Below are 21,032 nucleotides of genomic sequence, written 5' to 3'. Positions count from 1 at the left end.
TTGCCTGATGACCATAGCGAGTCGGTCCCACCCCTTCCCATCCCGAACAGGACCGTGAAACGACTCTACGCCGATGATAGTGCGGATTCCCGTGTGAAAGTAGGTAATCGTCAGGCTCCCTAAGCCAGAAACCCCCGCCCGAAAGGCGGGGGTTTTTGCATTGGCGCGACGGAAACGCGTGCGGGCTGGGAATGGCCCGATTCAGGAATAGTCTTCAGCGACGAGTCTTGAGAAGCCGGATTATTTTGGCATTCTCGTTAAGCTCAGCAACGTCGAGCGGCGTCTGATCGAATTCATTTTTCAGATGCGTCTTGGCCCCACATTTCAAGAGAAATTCGACCGAAGCGAATTGATCGATCATGGCGGCTTGATGCAGTGGGGTATTGCCGAGATCTCCGGCGATGTTTACATCGGCACCCGCATCGATGAGGACCTTCATGTCTTCAATCGCACCTGTTCGAGCCGTGAGATGTAAAACGGTGTCACCAACCGCGCCACGCTGATTGGGATCGATCAACGCAAGTCCCAGGAATTCGGGGTGAGTTGCGTATTTTTCGAATATTGCTTTCAGACGCTCCTCGGATGCCAGCTCTGAACCGTCGTTTCTTTTGCTCACCACGACACCTTGATCCTCTTCACAACGACCAGAATGGGACTTCGAGTTGATTGAGAATCGAATCGAAGAGCGTTGATCAAAACATTTCACGCAATAGACGGGCAGTATCGGCCGCCAAGTCAGGATCTTGATACCGCCACTCGATTCGACTCAACTCGTCAAGAAAATCAATGATGCTATCTCGTTGATCTTTTGAGTATGCCTTCAATATTTCTTCGAGCCAGTCGTTCGCTTCACCCGTTGCCATTCGGTGCAGCTTGTACACGAGAGAGTCTGGGATGTTGTCAGACTGGTCATACTCGTGGGTCGCTATCTTCATGAACAACGGAAGAAAGAACGCAAATGCCCCCGGCTCCATAAAAGCGAGGCACGCGGATTCATCGCACGCGTAGTCTTCTCGCAATTCCTTGAGCGTTCTGTCGAAGCGCCTCTTTCCTCGAAAGAAGTCATCGACGGCACACGACTCGATTCCCGATCTGTTGGTGATCGGCTCCCCATTGGGGAAGGGATCGTTCGGGAACAATGAAAAGTCCAAACTCATTCTAGGCCGTTTGCATGCACGGTTGACGTCGTCCTGGAGTCTGCGATGTCAGACATCAGATCGCAATCCGCAAGATCGGAAAGAACCTGCCCGGGACGACGCTCGATTCCTTTTCGCCGATCTTTTCAGCCCCGAGCGCCAGATAGAACGGAACCGCATTGGGATCGGCTTCGATCACAAAGCTTCGGATCCCTCTCGCGGCGCTTTCCCTGCGGACCTCTTCCCACAGTGCACGGGCGACACCGCGACCCATGTGGTCGGGATGAACGAACAGCCATCCGGGCGTCGGACGATCCGATTCCGATGACGCCCTGACCCAGAACCCGATGATTGCCTCTCCGGATTCCGCGACGTAACCGATCGACCCATCGATCGTCTCCGGCGCAATCGTGAGGTCGCTCTGCCACAAGTCGAGCCAGTCCTTCGGATAGCCCCAGTGAGCCTTCGAAATGCGAGCCAGTCGCGTGAGCTCGTCCGCGTCCGTGGTACGGGCAGCGCGGACGGTAAATGGTTTGTGCATCTCGTCTCCTGTCATGGTCGACACCTTCGGCGAGGTATCGTCCGGCTCGCATCGACTCCCCTCCGGAGGCGCGACTTGCCGACTCGAAGGGGGCGAGCTCGACGCGGCTACCTGACCTGCGATGCGTGCCCGGCGACGACGCGCCAGCCAGCATGCGATCGGCGCCACAGCCGAGTATAGGCAAACTCGCCTTCGAACGCCGTGCCACCGAAATGGCCGGCGAGTATTGCCTTCGTCGTGGTCAGGATCATCTCGCCGATCGCGCATGCGTGCGTTTCCTGCACATCGAGTCTGTCGAGACGCAGCAGCTTCGCGCGATGCGCGGCCAGGTCGTCTTCTTTCGAAATGACCTGGCCGGTTGGGACGGTGAACACCAGATCGTCGTCCAGCAGCGTATCGAGCGCTTCGATATCGTTGGCCAGCATCGCGGCACGAAGCGCGGCTTCGCTGGGTTCGATGGCTGTACGGATTGCGTCCATTTCAGGGCCTCGTATCGTCTCTGATGGTTTGTGGTTCCACTCATACCGGCGAGCAACAGCAAGCAACATACCGCACCGACGGAGATTGTCTAGCGCGCGTTCGACAGCGACTGACGCCGGACAAGCATCACCACGCAGATGCCGATCGACGCGAGGACGTTGACGGCCGGGTAGAACGCGGCCGCGACACTCCACGTGCTCAGCGCCAGCAACGCCAGCGCGTACTTGAGCACGCACAGCGCGAAATACGCGAGGCTCTCGCTCCATGGATCGCGGATCGTCTTGCGGACGGTCGGGCCGAGGCCGGCAAGCTCGATCAGCGTGACCAGGCAAATCGAAATCGTCGGATCGTCGGTCAGCATCCACAGTGGAATGGCTGACAGGGCCGCGCCCAGGAACAGCCAGTCGAGTCGTGTCCAGCCGCGTTCGCCTCGAAAGATGCTGGCCACCAGCGTCAGGAAGCAGGTGACGGCGATCGCCGCCGTGCACCACGCGGACGGCCCCGCACCCGCGACGAACTGGCCGGTAGCCGCGATGGCCGTGACGACCGACCACACGAGCCATGTGAACAGATGCGGACGAACCCTGCGCCGGTAGATCGCGAGCGCATACGGAATCGCCGCCAGCAAGGACACGGTCATTCCGATCACGCCAAAGATCGAAGCGGCGCCCTGATCGACATTCACCATCGACGCATCCTTGTTCGCGCAGGCCGACCAGTATGTGGTCGGATGGGCCGGGGCGCAATGTCGCGCTGGCCAGGCGTCGCAGCGGGTGTCACGTCGCACCGCACCGGAAAGCCGATGCGATCGCACACAAACAAACGGCACCGGGATCGTGACGTGGCAGGAAAACCCACTGCGCGACACCCGGATGTATAGAAATAACCTCTTCAATGAGAAGAAAAACTGTTCTTTCAAATCTCTTTTTGATGACCGACAGTTTGCCAACCGGACGACTGCGGCGATTCTCGGCGGTCATGGGCCTCGGTCGCGCCCGCTGGCGTCTTTCGTCGGGTCGAATGCAGGCAGAGAACAACGCACAAATGCCTGGTCGTCAAAATGGAGTCTTGAATGAACCCAACTTCAGCAGAAAACCATCAGCACGCAGACTGGAGACGTCTTGCGGCGCAAGTTGCCCCGAGAACGCTCGCGCATATCGGCGGCCGCAGCGTGCCGGCCCGCAGCGGCCGGACGTTTGCCGCGATCAATCCGGCCACCGAGGCCGTCATCGCAGAAGTCGCGTCGTGCGATGCCGCGGACGTCGACGACGCAGTGCGTGCCGCGCGCTACGCGTTCGAATCCGGCACGTGGTCGCGCTGTGCGCCGGCAGAACGCAAGCGTGTGCTTTGCCGGCTCGGTGAACTCATCGCATCACACGGCGCGGAGCTCGCGCTGCTCGACTCGCTCAACATGGGCAAGCGCGTCGCGGATGCGTTCAGCATCGACGTGCCCGCCGCGGGCGGTCTGTTCAGCTGGTACGGCGAAGCCGTCGACAAGCTGCATGGCGAAGTCGCGTCGACCGACCCCGGCAACCTCGCGGTCGTCACGCGCGAACCGCTAGGTGTCGTCGGCGCCGTGGTGCCGTGGAATTTTCCGCTCGACATGGTCGCGTGGAAGGTGGCGCCGGCGCTGGCGGCAGGCAACAGCGTCGTGCTGAAGCCGGCGGAACAATCGCCGCTGTCCGCCTTGCGTCTCGCGGAGCTGGCACTCGAGGCCGGCCTGCCGCCGGGTGTGCTGAACGTCGTGCCGGGTTATGGCGAGACCGCGGGGCGCGCGCTCGGGCTGCATCCCGATGTGGACGTGCTCGCATTTACGGGGTCGACGGTCGTCGGCAAGAAATTTCTCGAGTATGCCGCGCAGTCGAACATGAAGCAGGTGTGGCTCGAATGTGGCGGCAAGAGCCCGAACCTGGTCTTCGACGATACCGACGATCTCGACCTGGCCGCACGCAAGGCGTGCTTCGGCATTTTCTTCAACCAGGGCGAGGTGTGTTCCGCCAACTCGCGGCTGCTGGTTCAGCGTTCGATTCACGATGCGTTCGTCGACCGGCTGATTGCGCATGCTGCCGCGTTCATGCCGGGCGATCCGCTCGATCCGTCGAGCGGGATGGGCGCCATCGTCGACGAGCAGCAGCATCGGCGCGTGCGTGAATGGATCGCACGCGGTCGCGATAGCGCGACGCTCGCGATCGGCGGAGGCGCGCCGCGTGTCGACGGCAAGGGCTACTTCATCGAGCCGACGATCTTCATCGACGTGAAGCACGACGACGCCATCGCACGCGAGGAGATCTTCGGGCCGGTGCTGTCGGTGATGGCGTTCGATACCGAGGACGAGGCAGTCCGGCTCGCGAATGATTCGATCTATGGCCTTGCCGCGTCGGTCTGGACCGGCAGCCTGTCGCGCGCGCACCGTGTGTCGGGGCGGCTGCGCGCCGGCACGGTGTCCGTCAACACGGTCGATGCGCTGAGCGCGCAGACGCCGTTCGGCGGGTTCCGCCAGTCGGGCTTCGGCCGCGATCTTTCGCTGCACGCGATCGACAAGTACACGGGCCTCAAGACGACCTGGATCAGTTACTGATTCGGTGCGGCGGGCCGTAAGCGGTTGCGCCGCACAACACGACAACACTTTTTGTTCACAAAACTAACCGGAGACTCGCCTATGAATGCGCCCCATTTTCCGCATCGTACGACGCAGGACTATCAACGCAGCGACGCCGCACATCACCTGCATGCGTTCGTCGACCAGAAGGCGCTGAACGAGGAAGGCGCACGCGTGATGGTGCGCGGCGAAGGTGTCCATCTATGGGACAACGACGGCAACCGCTACCTGGACGGCATGTCGGGGCTGTGGTGCACCAACGTCGGCTATGGCCGGCCGGAGCTGGTCGAAGCCGCCGCGCGGCAGATGAAGGAACTGTCCTACTACAACATGTTCTTTCATACGACGCACCCGTCGGTGATCGAACTGTCGGAGCGCCTGTTCGCGCTGCTCGGCAATCGTTTCAGTCACGTGGTGTATACCAATTCGGGATCCGAATCGAATGAAGTGCTGATTCGCACCGTGCGGCGCTTCTGGGACGTGATGGGCAAGCCTGAGAAGAAGGTGCTGATCGGTCGCGTGAATGGCTATCACGGGTCGACGGTGGGCAGCGCGTCGCTGGGCGGCATGGCGTTCATGCATGAAATGGGCGACCTGCCGATTCCGAACATCACGCACGTGGACGAACCGTACTGGTACGCGAATGGCGGTGATCTGAGCCCCGAGGCATTCGGCAAGCAGGCGGCGCTGTCGCTCGAGCGCAAGATCCTCGAGATCGGTGCGGAGCGCGTCGCCGCGTTCGTCGCGGAGCCGTTCCAGGGGGCGGGCGGGATGATCTTTCCGCCGGATGGCTACTGGCAGGAGATCGAGCGCATCTGCCGTCAGTACGACGTGCTGCTCTGCGCGGACGAAGTGATCGGCGGTTTCGGCCGTACCGGCGAGTGGTTCGCGCACCGTCACTTCGGCTTCGAACCGGACCTGATCTGCATGGCCAAGGGGCTGACCTCGGGCTACGTGCCGATGGGCGGCCTGATCATGAGCCGGCGCGTCGGCGATGCGCTGGTCGACAAGGGCGGCGTCTATGCGCACGGGCTGACCTATTCGGGGCACCCGGTCGCAGCTGCCGTCGCGCTGGCCAACCTTGACGTGCTCGAGCGCGAAGGCCTCGTCGAGCGGACGAAGACGGATACCGGGCCGTACCTGCAGAAGGCGCTGCGTGATGCGTTCGACGGTCACCCGCTCGTCGGCGAGATCCAGGGCGTGGGCGCGGTCGGCGCGATCCAGTTCGCGAAGAACAAGGCGACGCGCGAGCGCTTTGCGAACGAGGCCGACCTGACCTGGCACAGCCGGACGGTCGGGTTCGAACTCGGCGCGATCGTGCGTTCGACCAATGGCCGCCTGATCGTTGCGCCGCCGCTGGTGATCGATCACGCGCAAATCGACGAACTGGTCGGCACGATGCGCAAGGCCGTGGATGCCACCGCGCGCGAAGTGCTCGGGATCGACTGCTGACCGGTTGAGCGACGCGCTTCCGTCCGGCGACAGACAGACGGGCGGGAGCGCACCGAACCACGGGTTTCGCTGCGGCGACGGGCCGGCTGCGTTCAGCCACCGGAGCGGCAATCCGGCAGGTTGAAGATTGGTCGTGGTGGGCGGTAGTCCGGTAAAGCGATGTGCTGCCGACTGTCTATTGATCAGGAATGCAAACAATAAGACTGGTTGATTGCAGGACGAACGCTTCGCGCAGACCAGGCATTCCGCTTCACCCGTCAGCCCCCCGAACCCGCGAACATCACAACAGAAACAAGGAGACGAAATGAGTCAGGGCGAGTCCGTTGCTCATCTCGAGGAAAGTACCATCCAGCCGATTCCGCTGACCGAGCGGCACGGCAGCGCGAAGGACCTGTTCACGATCTGGTTCGGGTCGAACATCATGATGCTGACGATCGTCACCGGATCGCTCGCGACCACGGTATTCAAGCAGCCGTTCTGGTGGGCGGCGCTCGCCACGCTCGTCGGCAGCCTGATCGGCGCGGTCTTCATGGCGCTGCATTCTGCACAGGGGCCGCAGCTTGGCGTGCCGCAGATGATCCAGACCCGCGGGCAGTTCGGGTCGTTCGGCGCGCTGCTCGTGGTCGCGCTGGTCGTCGTGATGTATGTCGGCTTCTTCGCGTCGAACTGCGTGTTCGGCGGGCAGGCGCTGCACAGCCTGAGCGCCGAGATTCCGCTCGATGCGGGCGTCGTGGTGATCGGCCTGATCAGCCTGCTCGGATCGATCTACGGCTACAAGCTGATCCACGCGTATGCGCGACTGCTGAGCTGGTGCTCGGGCAGCGTACTCGTGCTGGCGTTCGTGTGGATCATTTTCGTGCACGGACTGCCCGCCGATACGTTCTCGAAGCATTCGCTGAACCTGTCCGGTTTTCTGGGCGCGATGTCGGTCGCCGCGCTGTGGCAGATCGCCTATGCGCCTTACGTGTCGGACTATTCGCGCTACCTGCCGCCCGATACCGGGCCGCGCACCGCGTTCTGGTCGAGTTACTGGGGCTGCGTGCTCGGCTCGTTCTTCCCGATGCTGCTCGGCTGCCTGGTGGGTCTCGCGACACCGGACGGCAATGTCGTGAGCGGCCTCACGGGCCTCACGCAAGGGATCAGCGTGCTTGTGATCGTCGTGCTGTCGTTCGGCATTGCGGCCAGCAACGCGATGGAGCTGTATTGCGGTGCGCTGTCGGCCATTACCGTGCTGCAAACGCTCTTTCCGTCGTGGTCGGGCAAGGCGCGTGCGCGGGCGATCACCGCGATCGTCCTGTGCGGCATCGCGCTCGCGATCGCGCTGTTCGGGCAGAACAACTTCCTCGCCGGCTACACGAACTTCATCCTGCTGCTGCTGTACGTGCTGGTGCCGTGGACCGCGATCAACCTCGTCGACTACTACCTCGTCTGTCACGGCGAGTACGACGTCGATTCGTTCTTCCGTCAGGACGGCGGCATCTACGGACGCTTCAATACGATTGCCGTCGGCTCGTACTTCATCGGCATCGTCGCGCAGGCGCCGTTCATGGCGACCGATCTCTATACGGGAGAACTCGCGAGCCGGCTCGGCGGCGCGGACGTGTCGTGGATCGTCGGTCTCTCGCTGACGTCGCTCGTCTACTACGTGGGTTGCAAGCTGTTCTCGCGGCCGATGCAGGGTGTCGCCGCGAGCGTCGACGGGGTGTCCCGCTGAGTCCGTGTCACGTTACAGCACGAATGTCCGCAGGCGTTCAACGTGGGCTTCGAGTCCGTCGAGGCCGAGATAGTGGCTGAGCTTGCCGGAACGGACCCGGGCGATGTCGGTCGTGAGCTTGAGCAGCAATGCCTCGCTCGCCGCGCGACAGGCGGCGGCTGCATCGATGCCGCGTGCCGACAGTGCCGCACCGATCAGGCGCGCGCTGTCGGCACCGCCGCCGGCGATACAGCGCGCCATCGCGTCGGCATCCGGCTGCACGCCAGCGTCGAGCAGCGCACGCGTCAGCGCTGGCGGTATGTCGCCGGATACGGACACCAGCGAATCGGGCTCGACCGGTGCGCCTGATTCGAGCAACGCGGCCGCCGCTGCAAATTTCTGACGTCGCAGCGCGTAGTCGGCCGGAATCGAGCTGCCGGCGAGCGCGGTGCGGAGATCCGCGAAGATCGTCGCGAGTTGCGCGGTGAGTGCCGCGTCGTCGCGGTCGATCGCATGTTGCAGTGCGTGACGCGCGAGCACGGGCTGCGCGGCGAGCGTGCCGTCGGCGAGCGGCGTGCGCCAGTCGATCAGGGCTTCGCGATAGAACGCGATCAGCTTGTCCGCCAGCGGTGCCGACAGGCCATGATCGGTGCGGCGTTCATCGACGTATTCGAGCAACATGCTGCCGGTACCGCCTTCGCTACCGGGTTCCAGCGGATCGGCGTTGAGTTGCAGCGTACCAAAGGCCGCATGCAGATCGGGCGCGACCGTCGCGAGGCCGTCTTCATGCATCGCGCCGCGCCATGCGGGCGGCAGCCCCTGTTTCCACGCGAGCACGTGGCCGTGGTCCTTGGCATCGGGTTCCGTCACGATGTAGATCCGATCGCAATACTCGCATCCGCCGAACGGCAGCGCATCGATTTTGCCGCTCCACGGCCGCGCGTTCGCTTCGGCGGATTCCTCGGCCAGTTCGAGTTCGTGGTCGATCCAGCCCCGCAGGTCGCGGTAACCGTCGCTGTCGTTGTAGAACAGCTCGCTCCAGCCGATCGCTTCGACGTGACCGTTCATCTCGAGCGTCAGGTCGTAGTCGAGACTGCCACCGGCCGTCATGCGCCACAGCTCGAGCAGCGCAGGCGGAATGTCGCCGTGACAGCAGACCTGGACGGCCGAGATCTGGTCGGCTGGCATCGGCGGCTGCGCGTCGTAGATCACGCGGCCGGCAAACAGCACGATGCCGTGCGCGCGCAGGTCGGCCAGTTCAGCATCGGAAAAGACGGTTGCTTGCATCGGAGCGGGAGTGTTGGTGATGGATTGGGTGTTTGCCGTCGTTCATGAATAACGAACGGCAGCGGTAGGTCGCATCGTATCAGCGTCGCGTGAGCGTTTCCGTGTCGGCGGTGCGCGCCTGTTGGCGACCGCCTGCCGCATCATCCACTTGCCAGCCCGGGCTCCCCCTCCGCCGCATGCACGTCCCGCCGGAACGCGCCGGGGCTCGTGCCCGTCCATTTCCGGAACGCGCGATGAAACGCGCTCGGCTCGGTGAAGCCGAGCTCGGTTGCGATCTCCGCAACGCTGAGCGCGTGCCCGCGCAGCAGCGACTGCGCCAGCGCGCCGCGCAACTCGTCCTTGATGGCCGCGAAACTTTGACCTTCGCTGCGCAGACGCCGCCGCAGCGTCGCGGGCGTCGTGCCGAGGCGCACGGCCAGCGTATCGAAGTCGGGCCACTCGGCGGCCGGTAGCGTTTTCAGCTGCGCGCGCGTCTTCGCGACCCAGCCCGTATCGTGCCGGTAGCGGACGAGCAGGTTGCCGGGTGCGCCGCGCAGGAAGGTCTTCAGCGCCTGCTCGGAGCGGATCGTCGGCAGCGCGAGGTACGCGGCATTGAACGCGAGCCGGCTGTCGGGGCGGTCGAAATGCACGGGTACGCCGAAGAACTGGTGATAGTCGCTGCGCTGGTCGGGGCTCGGGCACGCGAAGTCGATGCGTTGCAGCGGGATGCGCCGGCCGATCAGCCAGCATGCGACACCGAGCAGGATCAACCAGAACGTCCGGTACGCGAACGCCGGGTAGGGGGCGCCCGTCTGCGTCAGCACGATCTGCGCCTGCCCGTCGGCCACGACGAGCTCGCCGTGCGGCTCGTCCAGCACCACGCGCAGGAATTTCAGCGCCCGCCGCAGCGCCTTGTCGAGCGTGCCCGCGTGCAGCACCGCGTGGCACAGCAGCGTGAAGCTGCCGCGCCGCATCGGGCGCGCGGCGAGGCCGAAGAACTCGTCGTCGAGCGCACCGGCGATCGCGAGCCACAGCCGACCGTACTGCTGCGGTGTGACGGGCTCGCGCACGGCGGCCGGCAGGCCGGCGGCGCGCAGCACGGGCTCCGTCGGAAGGCCTTGCCGGCGCAGGCACGCGAGCGCGTCGTCGACGAAATCCGGCGAAATCATCTGCGGCCCCATTTTCCTGCATCCTCCCGACATGGCAAAAGCGATCACGATTCTAGATTCTGTTTGTCATTGATTGCAATGTACGGGCTGTCTACTATCGAACTATCCCCGGCGCGCTCCTGGCTCGCCGGCGGCCATAACGCACAGGAGACACGCATGCCTGATGGAGCTACCGCCCGGGCGGTGCCGGCCTACGCCGACGCCGTGGCCCGGTTCAGTATCGAGACCGCCGCGAAGCAACTGCACGGCGACCTGGAGCGCGGCCTGAACGCGTGCGTGGAATGCTGCGACCGGCACGCATCCGCGGACGCGATCGCGCTCGACTGGATCGACGCGGGTGGGCAGCATCACCGCTACACGTTTGCGCAGATGAGGGCGCTGTCGGCACGCGTCGCGAACCTGCTGGTCGCGCAGGGCGTGAAGCCGGGCGACGTGGTGGCGGGCCTGTTGCCGCGCACGCCCGAGCTCGTCGCGACGATCCTCGGCACGTGGCGCGCGGGCGCCGTCTACCAGCCGCTGTTCACCGCGTTCGGCCCGAAAGCGATCGAGCACCGGCTGCGCATGAGCGACGCGCGCCTGGTCGTGACCAACGTCGCGAATCGCGCGAAGCTCGACGAGATCGCCGATTGCCCGCTCGTCGCGACGGTGCGCGAGCCCGGCGAGACGCTGCCGGTGCGCGACATCGATTTCCGTGCGGTGCTCGAGGTGCAGTCCGACGCGTTCGAACCGGTGCTGCGCAAGGGGACGGACCTGTTCATGATGATGTCGACGTCGGGCACGACGGGTTTGCCGAAGGGCGTGCCGGTGCCGCTGCTCGCGTTCGGCGCGTACATGCGCGAAGCGGTCGACCTGCGTGCCGGCGACCGGTTCTGGAACATCGCCGATCCGGGCTGGGCGTACGGCCTCTATTACGCGATCACGGGCCCGCTGCTGCTGGGCCACGCGACCACGCTCTACGAGGGCAGTTTCACGGTCGACAGCACGTACGACGTGATCGAACGGCTCGGGATCACGAGCCTCGCCGGCTCGCCGACTGCCTACCGGATGCTGATGGCGGCCGGGACGGAAGCGGCGGCGCGGCTGAAGGGCAAGCTGCGCGTGGTCAGCAGCGCGGGCGAACCGCTGAATCCGGAAGTCGTGCGCTGGTTCGACGCGGCGCTTGGCGCGCCGATCTACGATCACTACGGCCAGACCGAACTCGGGATGGTTGTGAACAATCACCACGGCCTCGCGCATGCCGTCCACGCCGGTTCGGCCGGCTTCGCGATGCCGGGCTACCGTGTCGCGGTGCTCGATGAAGCGAGCCGCGAGCTCGGCCCCGGCGAGCCCGGCAACCTCGCGATCGACATCGCTCGCTCGCCGCTGCTGTGGTTCCACGGCTACTGGCAACAGGACACGCCGGCGATCGCGGGCGGCTATTACCGGACCGGCGACAACGTCGAGCTGGAGCCGGACGGCACCGTGAGCTTCATCGGCCGCGCGGACGACGTGATCACGTCGTCCGGCTACCGGATCGGCCCGTTCGATGTGGAAAGCGCGCTGATCGAGCATCCTGCGGTGAGCGAGGCCGCCGTCATCGGCGTGCCCGATGCGGAGCGCACGGAGATCGTCAAGGCGTTCGTCGTGCTGTCGAAAGACTTCGACGGCACGCCGGCGCTGGCCGAGGAACTGAGCCTGCACGTGAAGCGGCGGCTGTCCGCTCACGCCTATCCGCGCGCGATCGACTTCGTCGACGCGCTGCCGAAAACCCCGAGCGGCAAGATCCAGCGCTTCGTGTTGCGCAAGATGGAAGCCGAGAAGGCCGCTCAACCCTGAACATAACCTGTACGGACTGCGAATGGATATCAAGGATCACGTTTTTCTGATCACGGGCGCCGGTTCGGGCCTCGGCGCCGCGGTGGCGCGCATGGTCGTCGCGGATGGCGGCAAGGCCGTGCTGCTGGACGTCAACGAAGAGGCCGGCGCGGGCCTCGCGCATGAGCTCGGCGCGGCCGCGCGCTTCGTGAAGACCGATGTGACGAGCGAAGCCGACGGCCAGGCGGCCGTCGCCGCCGCGCGTGACGCGTTCGGCCGCATCGACGCGCTCGTCAACTGCGCGGGCGTCGCGCCGGGCGAGAAGGTGGTCGGCCGCGATGGCCCGCACTCGCTCGACCGCTTTGCGCGGGCGGTGTCGATCAATCTGGTCGGCACGTTCAACATGATCCGGCTGGCCGCCGAAGCGATGTCGAAGCAGGACGCCAATGCGGAAGGCGAGCGCGGCGTGATCGTCAACACCGCGTCGGTTGCGGCGTTCGACGGGCAGATCGGGCAGGCCGCGTATGCGGCGTCGAAGAGCGGCGTGGTGGGCATGACGCTGCCGATCGCGCGCGAACTCGCGCGGTTCGGCATTCGCGTGGTGACGGTCGCGCCGGGCATCTTCGCGACGCCGATGATGGCCGGCATGCCGCAGGACGTGCAGGACGCGCTCGGCAAGAGCGTGCCGTTCCCGCCGCGGCTGGGCCGCCCGGAAGAATTTGCGGCGCTGGTGCGCCACATCGCCGAGAACACGATGCTGAACGGCGAAGTCATCCGTCTCGATGGCGCGTTGCGCATGGCACCGCGCTGACACTGGAGGAAGCGAATCATGACGACTCAGGATCCGATCGTAATCGTTGGTACGGCGCGTACGCCGATGGGTGGTTTTCAGGGCGACCTCGCGGCAGCCAGCGCGAGCGACCTTGGCGCGGTAGCGATTCGCGCGGCGCTGGAGCGCGCGAACGTGCCGGCCGAGCGTATCGATGAAATCGTGTTCGGCTGCGTGCTGCCGGCGGGCCAGGGCCAGGCGCCGGCGCGGCAGGCCGCGCTGAAGGCCGGGCTGCCGCTCGCGGCGGGCGCGACCACGGTCAACAAGATGTGCGGCTCGGGGATGAAGGCCGCGATGTTCGTGCATGACCTGCTGCTGGCGGGTTCGGCGGATGTGGCCGTCGCGGGCGGGATGGAGAGCATGACGAATGCGCCGTACCTGCTGCCGAAGGCGCGCGCGGGGATGCGCATGGGTCACGGGCAGGTGCTCGACCACATGTTCCTCGACGGACTGGAAGACGCGTACGACAAGGGCCGGTTGATGGGCACGTTCGCGGAGGATTGCGCGCAGTCCTATCAGTTCACGCGTGAAGCGCAAGATGCGTTCGCGATCGAATCGCTGATGCGCGCGCAACGTGCGATCGCGGAAGGGCGCTTCGTGTCGGAGATCGCGCCGGTGACCGTGAAGGCCGGCAAGGCCGAAGCGGTCGTGTCGATCGACGAGCAGCCGGGCAAGGCGAAGCTCGACAAGATTCCGACGCTCAAGCCGGCGTTCCGCGAAGGCGGCACGGTGACGGCCGCCAACTCGTCGTCGATTTCCGACGGCGCGGCGGCGCTGGTGATGATGCGTCGCTCGGAAGCCGATCGGCTCGGCCTCGCACCGAAGGCCGTGATCGTCGGGCATTCGACGTACGCGAACAAGCCGGGCCTGTTCGCGACGGCGCCGATCGGCGCGATTCGCAAGCTGTCGGAGAAGACCGGCTGGAATCTGCGCGATGTCGATCTGTTCGAGATCAACGAGGCATTCGCGGTGGTCGCGATGGCCGCGATGCGCGATCTCGACTTGCCGCACGACAAGGTCAACGTGCACGGCGGCGCGTGCGCGCTCGGCCATCCGATCGGCGCATCGGGCGCGCGCGTGATGGTGACGCTGCTGGCCGCGCTGGAAAACTACGGCCTCAAGCGCGGGGTGGCGTCGCTGTGTATCGGCGGCGGCGAGGCGACGGCGATTGCGATCGAGCGCGTCGCCTGACGCACGACGCATAGTACGCACGCTGCAACGCGGGCGACGGGTATCGCGCGGGAATCTTCCGCGCGATACCCGTTTTTCTTTTGGCAGATCGCGTTGTCGCGCTATGTCTTCGCGCGCGGCGACACCGCCCCGCACGCGCGAATCACAAGCTGCACGACCTTTTCGGTCTTCTCGTCGAACGCTTTCTGCGTGAACGTCCGCTTGCCGCTCAGCGCGCGGATCTGCGCATCGAAATCCGCATAGTGCTGCGTGGTGGCCCAGATCAGGTACATCAGCGCATGCGCGTCGATCGGCGCGAGCAGCCCGCGCGCGATCCAGCCATCGATGACCTTCACGCGCGTATCGAACCACGGCTTCACGCGTTCCGACAGGATGTCCTGCATGTGCTCCGCACCGTGGATGATCTCGTTGGCCCAGACCTTCGAGCCGAGCGGCCGCCGCCGCGACAGCGCCATCTTCGCGCGCACGTAGGCGCCGATCGCTTCGACGGGATCGTCGTCGGCCTCGAATGTGCCGGCCGCGCGATGCCAGTCCTCGAACAGGTCGTCGAGCACGCGGCGGTACAACGCGAGCTTCGTCGGGAAGTAGTAATGCAGGTTCGCTTTCGGCAGGCCGGCGCGCTCCGCGATCATCGCGGTGCTCGCGCCGTCGAGCCCGCGTTCCGCGAACACGGCCTCCGCACAGGCGAGCAGATGCGCTTCGTTGGACTCGCGGATGTGCGCCTTGCGTCGCCGCAAAGGCGCGGGCGTTTCGTCGCTGTCGGTGGCTTCGGTTGCCGCCTCGTCATGTCTCATCGTTGCCCTCGCGCGGCGGGCGTGCCGCGTTGGGCTTCATTCTAGCCGCTGATCCGCATCGAGCGCACGTGTGCGGACATCGCGCATTCATCGCCATGCTGCATTGCGATGGCACGGTTCTCGCTCCATTCATTCACGCAAGAAAGTCATTGATTTGGTCATTTTGATCGTCTAAAACCTGTCCAATCGGACAGGATTCGATGAACGGCGGAAACCGTTCGGTCCGATTCGTCGGACGATCTTTGCAAGCGACGCAGGCATGCACCACGCAAGCGCAGGTGTGCGCCGAAACAGGCATGACATGCACCGGCACAGACCGGGCTGACGACATCACCGACCCCACAGGAGCGATACGAATGAACGCGGTATCGGAAACAGTGAAGCGGGCAGCTTTCGACACGTCGATCAAGGTCGACGGCAAGCGGTTGTGGGACAGCCTGATGGAAGTCGCGAAGATCGGCGCCACGCCGAAGGGCGGCGTGTGCCGCCTCGCGCTGACCGATCTCGACAAGGCCGGCCGCGACCTGATCGTCGGCTGGGCGAAGGCCGCCGGCTGCGCGGTGACGGTCGATACGATGGGCAACGTGTTCATGCGCCGCGCGGGTCGCGTGGCCGATGCGGCGCCGGTCGTCACGGGCTCGCACGCGGATTCGCAGCCGACGGGCGGCCGCTTCGACGGTATCTACGGCGTACTCGGCGGCCTCGAGGTGATCCGCAGTCTCAACGATCACGGCATCGAGACCGAGCATCCGGTCGAGGTCGTGATCTGGACCAATGAAGAAGGCTCGCGCTTCGCGCCCGCGATGGTCGCATCCGGCGTATTCGCGGGCGTGTTTTCGCTCGAATACGGACTGTCGCGCAAGGATGTGGACGGCAAGACGATCGGCGAGGAGCTGGCGCGGATCGGCTACGCGGGTGACGTGCCATGCGGCGGGCGCAAGCTGCATGCGGCATTCGAACTGCATATCGAGCAGGGGCCGATTCTCGAAGCGGAGTGCAAGACGATCGGTGTGGTGACCGATGCGCAGGGGCAGCGCTGGTACGAGATTACGTTCACCGGCCAGGAAGCGCACGCGGGGCCGACGCCGATGCCGCGCCGGCGCGACGCGCTGCTCGGTGCGTCGCGCGTGGTCGATCTCGTCAACCGGATCGGCCTCGATCATGCGCCATTCGGCTGCGCGACGGTCGGCATGATGCAGGTACACCCGAACTCGCGCAACGTAATTCCGGGCCGTGTGTTCTTCACCGTCGATTTCCGTCATCCGGACGACGCCGTGCTCGCGAAGATGGATGCTGCGTTGCGGGATGGTGTGGCGCGCATCGCGGGCGAGATCGGGCTCGAGACCGATCTCGAGCAGATTTTCTATTACAAGCCTGTCGCGTTCGATCCTGCTTGCGTGGAAGCGGTGCGCGGCGCGGCCGACCGCTTCGGCTTCTCGCATCGCGATATCGTGTCGGGTGCTGGCCACGATGCGTGCTATCTCGCGCAGGTCGCGCCGACGTCGATGGTGTTCGTGCCGTGTGTCGACGGCATCAGCCATAACGAGATCGAGGACGCGACGCCCGCATGGATCGAGGCCGGCGCGAACGTGCTGCTGCACGCGATGCTGTCGCGCGCGTGCGAGCCGGCTTCATGACGCAGAGACCGTAGCATTCCTAAGAACGACCGCCCCGACTGTGCATATACAGCCGGCGGGGACGGCTTTGTCTCCACCCAGTCGAAGGAACGCGTATGAGCACCCAGCCAACCGGCGATATCGCCGCGCATCGCCTGTCGTCCACGCAACTCTCGTGCGAATTCACCGATATCGCGCCGCTGCTCGATCCGACTGCCGCAGCGGCCGCTGCCAGCCGCTGCCACTACTGCTACGACGCGCCGTGCGTGCAGGCCTGCCCGACGCAGATCGACATCCCGAGCTTCATCCGCAAGATCGGCAACGGCAACCTGAAGGGCGCCGCCACCGACATCCTGTCGGCGAATCCGCTCGGCGGGATGTGCGCTCGCGTGTGTCCGACCGAGATCCTGTGCGAAGGCGCATGCGTGCGCAACCATCAGGATGCGCAGCCCGTTGCGATCGGCGCGCTGCAGCGGCATGCGACCGACTGGGCAATGGAGACCGGCGCGGTGCGCTTCACGCGCGCGCCCGACACGGGCCGCCATGTCGCAGTGATCGGCGCGGGCCCGGCCGGGCTCGCGTGCGCGCACCGGCTCGCGCTCGCCGGGCACCGCGTCACGCTGTTCGACGCGCGCCCGAAGGCCGGCGGCCTCAACGAATACGGGATCGCCGCGTACAAGACCGTCGACGATTTCGCGCAGCGTGAGGTCGAGTGGCTGCTGTCGGTGGGCGGCATCACGCTGAAAACCGGCGTCGCGCTTGGCCGCGACATGACGCTCGACGCGCTGCGCGAGCAGCACGATGCGGTGTTTCTCGCGATGGGCCTCGGCGGCGTGCGTGCGCTTTCGATCGACGGCGAGCAACTGGCCGGTGTGATGAACGCGGTCGACTTCATCGAGCAGGTGCGGCAGGCCGATGCGCTGGAGAACGTGCCGGTCGGGCGGCGCGTGGTCGTGATCGGCGGCGGCAATACGGCCATCGATGCGGCGGTACAGAGCCGCAAGCTCGGCGCCGAGCGCGTGACGATGGTGTACCGGCGCGGGGTGGATGCGATGAGCGCGACGTGGGCCGAGCGCGAGTTTGCGCAGAAAAGCGGCGTCACACTCGTCACGTACGCGAAACCGGTGCGCATGGCGGGTGCGGACGGGCAGGTGACGGGTGTCGAGTTCGAGGCGGTATCGGGCGAGCGTTTCATCGTGGACGCGGACATGGTGCTGAAGGCGATCGGCCAGACGTTGACGCCCGACGGCGTCGACGCCGCGTTGCTGACGGCGGACGGCGCGCGCATCGCGGTGGACGCGGACGGGCGCACCGCCTGGCCCGATGTGTGGGCCGGCGGCGACTGCGCGGCGACGGGCGGTGTCGACCTCACGGTGCAGGCCGTGCAGGACGGCAAGCGCGCGGCTGCGTCGATCGACGCGGCGCTCGCGGAACGCGACGCGAAGGCTGCGTGACCGCATCACGCACCACGAGCACTACGAGCACAACGAACACGACCCCACTCTCACGGAGCCGAACATGGCCGACCTTCGCTGCACCATCGCGGGCATCACTTCGCCGAATCCCTTCTGGCTTGCCTCCGCGCCGCCGACCGACAAGGCCTACAACGTGAACCGCGCGTTCGAGGCGGGCTGGGGCGGCGTCGTCTGGAAGACGCTCGGGCTCGATCCGCACGTCGTCAACGTCAGTTCGCGCTACGGTGCGGTGCAGTGGAACGGTCAGCGCATCGCGGGGCTGAACAACATCGAGCTGATTACCGACCGTCCGCTCGACGTGAACCTGAGAGAGATCGCGCAGGTGAAGCGCGACTGGCCGGACCGCGCGCTGATCGTGTCGCTGATGGTGCCGTGCAACGAACGCGACTGGAAATGGATCCTGCCGCTCGTCGAGGATACGGGTGCCGACGCGGTCGAACTGAACTTCGGCTGCCCGCACGGGATGAGCGAGCGTGGAATGGGCGCGGCGGTCGGGCAGGTACCCGAATATGTGGAGATGGTCACGCGCTGGGTGAAGGAGGGCACGAAGCTGCCTTGCCTCGTGAAGCTCACGCCGAACATCAGCGACATCCGGATGGGGTCGCGCGCCGCGTACAAGGGCGGCGCGGACGGCGTGTCGCTGATCAACACGATCAACTCGATCGTCGCGGTCGATCTCGACCACATGGCGCCGATGCCGACCGTGGACGGCAAGGGCACGCACGGCGGCTATTGCGGCCCGGCGGTCAAGCCGATCGCGTTGAACATGGTCGCGGAGATCGCGCGTGACCCGGAAACGCCGAACCTGCCGATCTCGGGCATCGGCGGCATCTCGAACTGGCGCGACGCGGCCGAGTTCATGGTGCTCGGCGCAGGCAGCGTGCAGGTGTGCACCGCGGCGATGCATTACGGCTTCCGGATCGTGTCGGATCTGGCCGACGGGCTATCGAACTGGATGGACGAGAAGGGCTACGCGACGCTCGACGACATCCGCGGCCGCGCGGTGCCGAACGTGACCGACTGGAAATACCTGAACCTGAAGTACGACATCAAGGCGCGCATCGATCAGGACCGCTGCATCCAGTGCGGGCTGTGCCATATCGCATGCGAGGACACGTCGCACCAGGCGATCACGGCGACGAAGGACGGTGTGCGCCACTTCGAAGTGGTCGATTCGGAATGCGTCGGGTGCAATCTTTGCATGCATGTGTGTCCGGTCGAGCAATGCATCACGATGGAGCGCGTCGATTCGGGCGACTATGCGAACTGGACCACGCATCCGAACAATCCGGCGAGCGCGGAGGCGGGTGCGAGTGCAGGCGCGGCGGCGGCACCCGAGAAGCACGCGAAGAAGGCTGCCTGACCGGCGTCCGGTGGCGCGGGACATCCTGCGCCGCCGTTTTTCGTTCCACCGGGGCCGGCATCGGATGATGCCGGCGCTGACGTTTCTCGTGGAGTGCGCTAGATGAATCACGCAGCGAATCCCGCCGATCCCGACAGCGCCGCGGCGCCGGGCGGCAGCCTGTACAACGACGACCTCGCGCCGACGACGCCGGCGCAACGCACGTGGAAGTGGTATCACTTCGCGGCGCTATGGGTCGGGATGGTGATGAACATCGCGTCGTACATGCTCGCGGCCGGGCTGATCCAGGAAGGCATGTCGCCGTGGCAGGCCGTGATGACCGTGTTGCTCGGCAACCTGATCGTGCTCGTGCCGATGCTGCTGATCGGCCATGCAGGCGCGAAGCACGGAATTCCGTACGCGGTGCTTGTGCGCGCGTCGTTCGGCACGCAGGGCGCGAAGCTGCCGGCGCTATTGCGGGCGATCGTCGCATGCGGCTGGTACGGGATCCAGACCTGGCTCGGCGGCAGTGCGATCTATACGCTGCTGAACATCCTGACCGGCAACGCGCTGCACGGCGCGGCGTTGCCGATCGTCGGCATCGGGGTCGGGCAGCTCGCGTGCTTCCTGGTGTTCTGGGCGCTGCAGCTCTACTTCATTTGGCACGGCACCGATTCGATCCGCTGGCTCGAAAGCTGGTCCGCGCCGATCAAGGTGGTGATGTGCGTGGCGCTGGTGTGGTGGGCAACGTCGAAGGCGGGCGGCTTCGGCACGATGCTTGCGGCGCCGTCGCAGTTCGCGGCGGGCGGCAAGAAGGCCGGGCTGTTCTGGGCGACCTTCTGGCCGGGCCTGACCGCGATGGTCGGCTTCTGGGCGACGCTCGCGCTGAACATTCCCGACTTCACGCGCTTCGCGCATTCGCAGCGCGACCAGGTGATCGGGCAGTCGATCGGGCTGCCGTTGCCGATGGCGTTGCTGTCGGTGGTATCGGTCGTCGTGACGTCGGCGACCGTCGTGATCTACGGCAACGCGATCTGGGACCCGATCGACCTGACGAGCCGGATGACGGGCATCGGCGTGGGCATCGCGCTCGTGATCCTCACGCTCGATACGATGTGCTGCAACCTCGCCGCGAATCTCGTCGGCCCGGCCTATGACTTCTCGAGCCTGTGGCCGAAGGCGATCTCGTATCGCACGGGCGGGATGATCACCGCGACGATCGCGATCGTGATGATGCCGTGGAAGATCCTCGCGACGACGGACGGCTACATCTTCACCTGGCTCGTCGGCTATTCGGCGCTGCTCGGGCCCGTGGCAGGGATCCTGATGGTCGATTACTTCCTGATTCGCGGCACGCGGCTCGACACGCGCGCGCTGTTCGACGAGCGCGGCGGCTTCAGCTACGCGCGCGGCTGGAATCCGGCTGCGCTGGCCGCGCTCGCGATCGGCGTGCTGCCGAACCTGCCTGGCTTCCTGCACACGGCCTTTCCGGCATCGTTTCCGAACGTGCCGGCGTTCTTCAACACGCTTTATACGTACGCGTGGTTCGTCGGCCTCGTGCTGGCGTCATGCGTGTACGGCACCTGGATGAAGTGGCGCGCCGGACAGCACGCGCAGATCGCGAGCGCATGACGCACGCGATGCGCTTGATGCGG

Annotated in this window: 19 protein-coding genes and 1 rRNA gene; 12 read left to right on the top strand and 8 right to left on the bottom strand. The window is 65.5% G+C overall.

Annotation, left to right across the window (positions count from 1 at the left end; all coding sequences use genetic code 11):
- Window positions 1-3 precede the first annotated feature (3 nt).
- Window positions 4-116: ribosomal RNA gene (gene rrf, locus QZM67_RS13380) — 5S ribosomal RNA — on the top strand.
- A gap of 98 nt (window positions 117-214) precedes the next feature.
- Here rrf and QZM67_RS13375 read toward each other — a convergent pair.
- From QZM67_RS13375 to QZM67_RS13355, 5 genes are all read right to left on the bottom strand, one after another.
- Entirely contained in the window at window positions 215-616 is a 402-nt protein-coding gene (locus tag QZM67_RS13375; protein ID WP_175025388.1) for an ankyrin repeat domain-containing protein, read from the bottom strand.
- Window positions 617-692: 76 nt separating this feature from the next.
- Window positions 693-1,139 (bottom strand): DUF6714 family protein, encoded by a 447-nt coding sequence (locus QZM67_RS13370; RefSeq protein WP_301803751.1) that lies wholly within the window; start codon window positions 1,137-1,139, stop codon window positions 693-695.
- A 73-nt stretch (window positions 1,140-1,212) separates the two neighbouring features.
- The gene (locus QZM67_RS13365) at window positions 1,213-1,677 is read right to left on the bottom strand and encodes a GNAT family N-acetyltransferase (protein ID WP_043185451.1); all 465 of its coding nucleotides are present in this window, start codon (window positions 1,675-1,677) and stop codon (window positions 1,213-1,215) included.
- A gap of 107 nt (window positions 1,678-1,784) precedes the next feature.
- On the bottom strand, window positions 1,785-2,156 hold the full coding sequence (locus tag QZM67_RS13360; protein ID WP_301803807.1) for a nuclear transport factor 2 family protein: 372 nt from the start codon (window positions 2,154-2,156) through the stop codon (window positions 1,785-1,787).
- Window positions 2,157-2,245: 89 nt separating this feature from the next.
- Window positions 2,246-2,845 (bottom strand): hypothetical protein, encoded by a 600-nt coding sequence (locus QZM67_RS13355; RefSeq protein ID WP_301803749.1) that lies wholly within the window; start codon window positions 2,843-2,845, stop codon window positions 2,246-2,248.
- A 10-nt stretch (window positions 2,846-2,855) separates the two neighbouring features.
- Between QZM67_RS13355 and QZM67_RS13350 the strand changes: the two genes are divergently transcribed.
- From QZM67_RS13350 to QZM67_RS13335, 4 genes are all read left to right on the top strand, one after another.
- Window positions 2,856-3,233: a hypothetical protein gene (locus QZM67_RS13350; protein WP_301803747.1), complete on the top strand. Its 378-nt coding sequence runs from the start codon at window positions 2,856-2,858 to the stop codon at window positions 3,231-3,233.
- Window positions 3,230-4,735 carry an aldehyde dehydrogenase gene (locus QZM67_RS13345; RefSeq protein ID WP_301803742.1) on the top strand — a complete coding sequence of 502 codons (1,506 nt, stop codon included), beginning with the start codon at window positions 3,230-3,232 and terminating at the stop codon, window positions 4,733-4,735. Before QZM67_RS13350 ends, QZM67_RS13345 begins: the two co-directional genes overlap by 4 nt.
- An 81-nt stretch (window positions 4,736-4,816) precedes the next feature.
- Window positions 4,817-6,208 (top strand): aspartate aminotransferase family protein, encoded by a 1,392-nt coding sequence (locus QZM67_RS13340; protein ID WP_043185465.1) that lies wholly within the window; start codon window positions 4,817-4,819, stop codon window positions 6,206-6,208.
- A 304-nt stretch (window positions 6,209-6,512) separates the two neighbouring features.
- Window positions 6,513-7,922, top strand: coding sequence for a cytosine permease (locus QZM67_RS13335; RefSeq protein WP_301803738.1), 1,410 nt, complete (start codon window positions 6,513-6,515; stop codon window positions 7,920-7,922).
- A gap of 12 nt (window positions 7,923-7,934) precedes the next feature.
- On the opposite strand, the gene QZM67_RS13330 is transcribed toward QZM67_RS13335, so the two are convergent.
- A complete protein-coding gene (locus tag QZM67_RS13330; RefSeq protein ID WP_301803736.1) occupies window positions 7,935-9,188 on the bottom strand; it encodes an SMI1/KNR4 family protein in 1,254 nt (417 codons plus the stop codon).
- A gap of 140 nt (window positions 9,189-9,328) precedes the next feature.
- Window positions 9,329-10,348: an AraC family transcriptional regulator gene (locus QZM67_RS13325; RefSeq protein ID WP_301803733.1), complete on the bottom strand. Its 1,020-nt coding sequence runs from the start codon at window positions 10,346-10,348 to the stop codon at window positions 9,329-9,331.
- A gap of 144 nt (window positions 10,349-10,492) precedes the next feature.
- Here QZM67_RS13325 and QZM67_RS13320 point away from each other — a divergent pair, with 144 nt between their 5' ends.
- The 3 genes from QZM67_RS13320 to QZM67_RS13310 are packed head-to-tail and all read left to right on the top strand — an operon-like array spanning window position 10,493 to window position 14,150.
- Entirely contained in the window at window positions 10,493-12,151 is a 1,659-nt protein-coding gene (locus tag QZM67_RS13320; RefSeq protein WP_301803731.1) for an acyl-CoA synthetase, read from the top strand.
- Window positions 12,152-12,173: 22 nt separating this feature from the next.
- Window positions 12,174-12,941, top strand: a complete 768-nt coding sequence (locus tag QZM67_RS13315) for a 3-hydroxyacyl-CoA dehydrogenase (protein ID WP_175025397.1) — start codon at window positions 12,174-12,176, stop codon at window positions 12,939-12,941.
- A gap of 18 nt (window positions 12,942-12,959) precedes the next feature.
- Window positions 12,960-14,150, top strand: coding sequence for an acetyl-CoA C-acetyltransferase (locus QZM67_RS13310; protein ID WP_301803727.1), 1,191 nt, complete (start codon window positions 12,960-12,962; stop codon window positions 14,148-14,150).
- Window positions 14,151-14,251: 101 nt separating this feature from the next.
- Here QZM67_RS13310 and QZM67_RS13305 read toward each other — a convergent pair whose 3' ends face one another.
- Complete coding sequence (locus QZM67_RS13305) at window positions 14,252-14,944, bottom strand: TetR/AcrR family transcriptional regulator (RefSeq protein ID WP_301803724.1); 693 nt, start codon at window positions 14,942-14,944, stop codon at window positions 14,252-14,254.
- A 356-nt stretch (window positions 14,945-15,300) separates the two neighbouring features.
- On the opposite strand from QZM67_RS13305, the gene QZM67_RS13300 reads away from it, so the two are divergent.
- The 4 genes from QZM67_RS13300 to QZM67_RS13285 all read left to right on the top strand — a co-directional run bounded on the left by QZM67_RS13300 (window position 15,301) and on the right by QZM67_RS13285 (window position 21,009).
- Window positions 15,301-16,581: a Zn-dependent hydrolase gene (locus QZM67_RS13300; protein ID WP_301803722.1), complete on the top strand. Its 1,281-nt coding sequence runs from the start codon at window positions 15,301-15,303 to the stop codon at window positions 16,579-16,581.
- Between the two features lie 95 nt (window positions 16,582-16,676).
- Window positions 16,677-18,014: an NAD(P)-dependent oxidoreductase gene (locus QZM67_RS13295; protein WP_301803718.1), complete on the top strand. Its 1,338-nt coding sequence runs from the start codon at window positions 16,677-16,679 to the stop codon at window positions 18,012-18,014.
- Window positions 18,015-18,078: 64 nt separating this feature from the next.
- Window positions 18,079-19,398 carry an NAD-dependent dihydropyrimidine dehydrogenase subunit PreA gene (preA, locus tag QZM67_RS13290; RefSeq protein ID WP_175025402.1) on the top strand — a complete coding sequence of 440 codons (1,320 nt, stop codon included), beginning with the start codon at window positions 18,079-18,081 and terminating at the stop codon, window positions 19,396-19,398.
- Between the two features lie 102 nt (window positions 19,399-19,500).
- Window positions 19,501-21,009, top strand: coding sequence for an NCS1 family nucleobase:cation symporter-1 (locus QZM67_RS13285; RefSeq protein WP_301803716.1), 1,509 nt, complete (start codon window positions 19,501-19,503; stop codon window positions 21,007-21,009).
- Window positions 21,010-21,032: the final 23 nt, after the last annotated feature.

The organism is Burkholderia sp. AU45251 (assembly GCF_030482905.1).
GTDB classification, from domain to species: domain Bacteria; phylum Pseudomonadota; class Gammaproteobacteria; order Burkholderiales; family Burkholderiaceae; genus Burkholderia; species Burkholderia aenigmatica.
The sequence above is the reverse complement of the archived record's forward strand: the minus strand, read 5'-3'. Positions and strand labels throughout refer to the sequence as shown.